The 4121-nt window shown below is 61.3% G+C and carries 6 protein-coding genes; all 6 read right to left on the reverse strand.

Going from position 1 to position 4121, the window contains the following annotated elements; genetic code table 11:
• Positions 1-237 (reverse strand): hypothetical protein (locus tag BG52_RS11990; protein ID WP_036667327.1); only part of this gene is annotated, 237 nt, incomplete at its 3' end.
• 2 nt (positions 238-239) lie between these two features.
• Positions 240-569, reverse strand: coding sequence for an alpha-helical endospore appendage domain-containing protein (locus BG52_RS11995; RefSeq protein ID WP_036586133.1), 330 nt, complete (start codon positions 567-569; stop codon positions 240-242).
• A gap of 19 nt (positions 570-588) precedes the next feature.
• A complete protein-coding gene (locus tag BG52_RS12000) occupies positions 589-876 on the reverse strand; it encodes a hypothetical protein (RefSeq protein WP_036586135.1) in 288 nt (95 codons plus the stop codon).
• Between the two features lie 62 nt (positions 877-938).
• Complete coding sequence (locus tag BG52_RS12005; protein ID WP_036586137.1) at positions 939-2285, reverse strand: glycosyltransferase family 2 protein; 1347 nt, start codon at positions 2283-2285, stop codon at positions 939-941.
• A gap of 217 nt (positions 2286-2502) precedes the next feature.
• Positions 2503-3381: a glycosyltransferase family protein gene (locus tag BG52_RS12010; protein ID WP_051588032.1), complete on the reverse strand. Its 879-nt coding sequence runs from the start codon at positions 3379-3381 to the stop codon at positions 2503-2505.
• A 4-nt stretch (positions 3382-3385) separates the two neighbouring features.
• The gene (locus BG52_RS12015; protein WP_223299004.1) at positions 3386-4093 is read right to left on the reverse strand and encodes a glycosyltransferase family 2 protein; all 708 of its coding nucleotides are present in this window, start codon (positions 4091-4093) and stop codon (positions 3386-3388) included.
• Positions 4094-4121 lie beyond the last annotated feature (28 nt).

The raw sequence follows: 4121 nt of genomic DNA on the forward strand, positions 1-4121 counted from the left end.
CTTGCCGGGACGGCCCGTTCGAATCTCGCGGAACCGGATGCCGGTGACCGCCGCCGCCATCGACTGCTGCAAGCCGGACAGCAGCCGGATATTATCAGCGATCGAACGGGCCGCAGCCGGCGACACGACCGAGACATCCGCAATCGTATCCAGCACTCTGGCGAGCGCGCGCTGGCTCTGGGCCACGGAAGCGATTAGATCCAGCCTCACCAGCCGTTCGTCATCCCCGCGGAACACAGCTACCGTTCCCGAAGGTCAAAGCCGCCGCCGAACGGGCCGCCTCCCTCTTCGCCGCCTTCGGTCTGCCCGAGCGCGGCTTTAAGCACTTTCGTCATCCCCTGTCCCAGCTTCGTCAAGCCTTCAAGCGTTTCGATCACGTGGCCGTGGACCTGAGTCGTCTCCTTCAGCTCGCCGAGATGATCGGCGAATGCGTCAGGGCTGACGTGGTTGACGAACCAGCTGCGCGCTTTTTCCGCCTCAATCGCCTTGGCCTCCAGAATCATCGCCACGTTCCGCTGCATTTTGGCCGAAGCGTCCAGCATCCGCAAATAAGCCCCATCCCGGTTCATGACACGTTCTCCTCTCGAATCATTCTTCCTCCGGGTCGTCCATTTCCTTCAACACGACCGTCAGCTGGTCCGCCAACGCTTCCTGCAGCTCGGCAAGCCCGTGCAAATAAGAAACGACGTTCTTGCTCACGGTATACGCGCCTTCCAGCAAACCGTCAAAACCTCCGAATTGAGGGTTCCGGTCGGGCAGCGCATGCACGACCTGAGCCATCTTGACCGCAATGTGGCGCTCCGCATCCAGCATCCGGGCAAGCTGCTGGTGCGATACGGACAAATGACCGATCAACTCATCCAACACCTGCTGCACAATTGTCGTCCCTCCTATCTTTTACCAGCATATGCACAGTCCGCCTGCCTGCCACAACCGTTTTACAGCCGTTGTCCGCAGCGGGCCGGCGCAATCACCGGCAAACCTTCCGGAAAGCCTGCGAGCTGCTCATGAGACGCCGGCACAACCGGCTTCGCGGTCAGTTTCCATGCGGACGCGGCTTCCATGGTTGCGACAAAGCGTCTGACACCGGACTCCAGATAGTAGAGCGCGCCCTCCGGCAACGCCGCCAACACGCCTCCTTGCATGTCAACGGCTGCCCGGTCCGCATGCCAGGCCGCCTCCGCCTCTTCCGCCGCAATCACAGGCCCGATCGGCCAGCGCCCGATGTCGATCTGCGTGAGCTGGACGACCGGCAAGCCGCCACTGTCGCCGTGGATCGGACGCCGTTCTCCGCCGTCGAGCCAAAATACGGTATCGCCAATTCCTTTTACCGCAATGAACCGGGGGTAAAAGTCCTTCTGAGCGTACAAATGCGGGAGGCCGTTCGCCCTGGCCCGATGCACCATCCCGTGCGGGTCCCCCCATTTGTCCATGTAATACTGCCCGTTTCGTTCGTTTATTTGCCGGTAGCTTTTGCCGAACGCTTTGATGGTCACGCTGCCGAAATGGTGGATGAACGCATCGCCCGCGATCATGAGCGAATAGCCCTGCATCCGGACCCGGACGCAGTAATCGTCGTCCTCAAAATTCCCGTTCTGAAAGCCCTCGTCCCAATACCCGGTCCGTTCCCACAGTTCCCTGCGGAAAAGGAGACAAAAGCCGGTAAGCCGGTTCGTCTCCCGCCATTTGGCCGGATCGGGCAAGTTATGGCGGCGGGCGAAGGCGTACATCTCGCGCGTGGACGAATAGTTGGTTTTCATCAATTGCTCGCCGCTGATGTAATTCGTCACCGGCCCCACCATGCCGATCCGTTCATCGCTGTACAGGCAGCGCATCATATTTTCGAGCCAATGCTCGGTGACAAGCACGTCGTTATTGAGCAGCACGATGGTCCGTCCTTTCGCCATCATCAGGCCGTGGTTGACTGCTGCGGCGAAGCCGAGATTCGTCTCCAGGAGCCGGTATCGGACACGCCCGCGCAGGCTTTTCAAATAAGCGGCCGTTGCATCGGTCGAGCCGTTGTCCACGACGATGATTTCGTAAGGCAGGTCCGTGTTGTCGATGATACTGTCTATGCAGTTCTTTAAATATTCGACATGATTGCAGGTCGGAATGACGATGCTCGTGCCTTCGTATACCGTCCCGTAAGCGGCCATTCCCGTCTGCAGTCCGTCCCGGTAACCGGCGGCGTGGCCGTCAGCGAATCGGCCGCGGATTTCCGGCCTTCGATTTCGCGGAGGGGTTCGCCGTTTGGTTCGACGGGCGCCCCCGGCAAGCTTGCGCATGTCCCCTCATCCCCTTTCGTACGTGTGTCCCTAAGGCGGTTTCGCGATAAGTCGGCGTGCGCCTTAGAGCGTTTCCTTGCCGCTTGCGATCCGGTCGGCCATATGGCCGAAATCGTGCGCCACCTTTCAGCCGTTCCGTCCGTCGAGCCGTTATCGACGACCATCAGCTCAAAGGGCGTTCGTTTGGCATCCGTTTGCCTGCCTGTCGAACGCAAACTCATAACGTAATTCCTCCTCTCGCGGCGCTCCGCCGTCTTTCGGCATCGATCAGTCCAAGCCTTGCTCCGCCCCGACTCATCGCTTCCCTAAGCGCTTCGATATGCTCATCGATGGAACGCCGGCCGGGTAAGTGGACTCCGGACCGTTCGCTGCCGCCGCCTACACGACCTCTGCCTGCCGTGCGCCCGCAAGCCCGTACGCGCAAACCCCGGGTGATCGCAGCGGCGTGCGCCTTGGCCGGCTCGGCAAGAGCATCCGCCCCTAAAGCGCGCAAAGCCCGGCGAGACAAGGCGTAAGGCAGATCCGACATCGAACTGGCGCCCAGATCCGGCCTACTCAAGCCGCTGTTCAGAAATGCGCGCAAACGCATCGTATCATCCCACGCACTGAACGGTACGAGACCTGTTCCTGAATATTCCAAGGCCAGATCCACTCCGCTCCGTACCGCTTTCAGCAACGGTCTGAGCCGCTGGGCGTCGGCCGGAACGGTTCCGTCGACAAACAGAATCGCATCGCCCTCGGCCAGTCTGGCGCCTGCGCAGCGTTCACCCCTATGGCCAAGCGGCTCCGGCGTATGGATAACGGTCGTTTTCGGAAAAGAACGAATGAGCTCGAGGCCGACTTTTCCCTCCCCATGCAGCAGAACGATGATTTGGCGCGGTCGAAGCCGACCCAGCCCAGGCAGCGCTTTGAGCGGCGCTTCCCTCCCGTTCCCGCCGGTAACGACGACCGAAATCCGCAGGCCTCGCCTTCCAAAAACGGTTCCGGCGCTGCCGCGAACCGGCCTGCGTCCGGGGATGCCCCTTTTGCCGCGCCCGGCAGACCTCCACCGGCTGCGCGGCGCAAGTTGTCCGCACGGTTTTCCGGTTCGTTTCATGACATCACCTCATGATTGACGTTTGCACGGAAGAACCGTCGTTTCCGCCGTTTTCCGATACCGACATCCACCAATGCAAAGCCTCCAGATGGTCGCCGACGATCAACCGCTCAAGCGGCTGTCTCCGCTCCCGCGTCCGGCGCAGCGGATTGCGCTTTCCCACATTCACATAGTGCGGCAAACGAATGTCGAGACCCGCTTTGACCGCTTTGGCCAGGGCAAGGGGCGGCACGGACAAGGCGTCGGGGCCAATGGCCTGCAGCGCCCTGCGTCCGAGCGCGTGAGGCACGGCAGTCGGCGATGCTCCGCCCAGGTCGCTTCGGCCAAGCAGCGTATTCAGCGCATGCTTGGCGAGCACCACGCCATGCACACGCCGCATCCGGGCCGGACCGTGATAATTGTTTAAAGCTACATCCGCACCGGCCTCTATCGCCCGGATAAACGGCCGCAAATCTTCGGCATTGATCACCATATCGCCATCGATGAAAAGCAGTATGCCGCCGTTCGCCGCCTGCGCGCCTACACTTCTGCCGACGTCGTGTCCGAGCGGATCGCGAAACGAGATGACCCGGGCGCCGGCCGCCTCGGCAATCGCATCGGAGCCGTCCCTTGTTCCGTTCGCCACAACGATCACCTCGGTATCCTCATGCACGCGCCTGGCTTCGCGGATTACAGCCCCAATCGTCCGGCGCTCGTTCATGACAGGGATAATGACGGAAACGGCTCGTTCCCTCCCGCCG

Source organism: Paenibacillus darwinianus (assembly GCF_000598065.1).
Taxonomy (GTDB): Bacteria; Bacillota; Bacilli; order Paenibacillales; family Paenibacillaceae; genus Paenibacillus_I; species Paenibacillus_I darwinianus.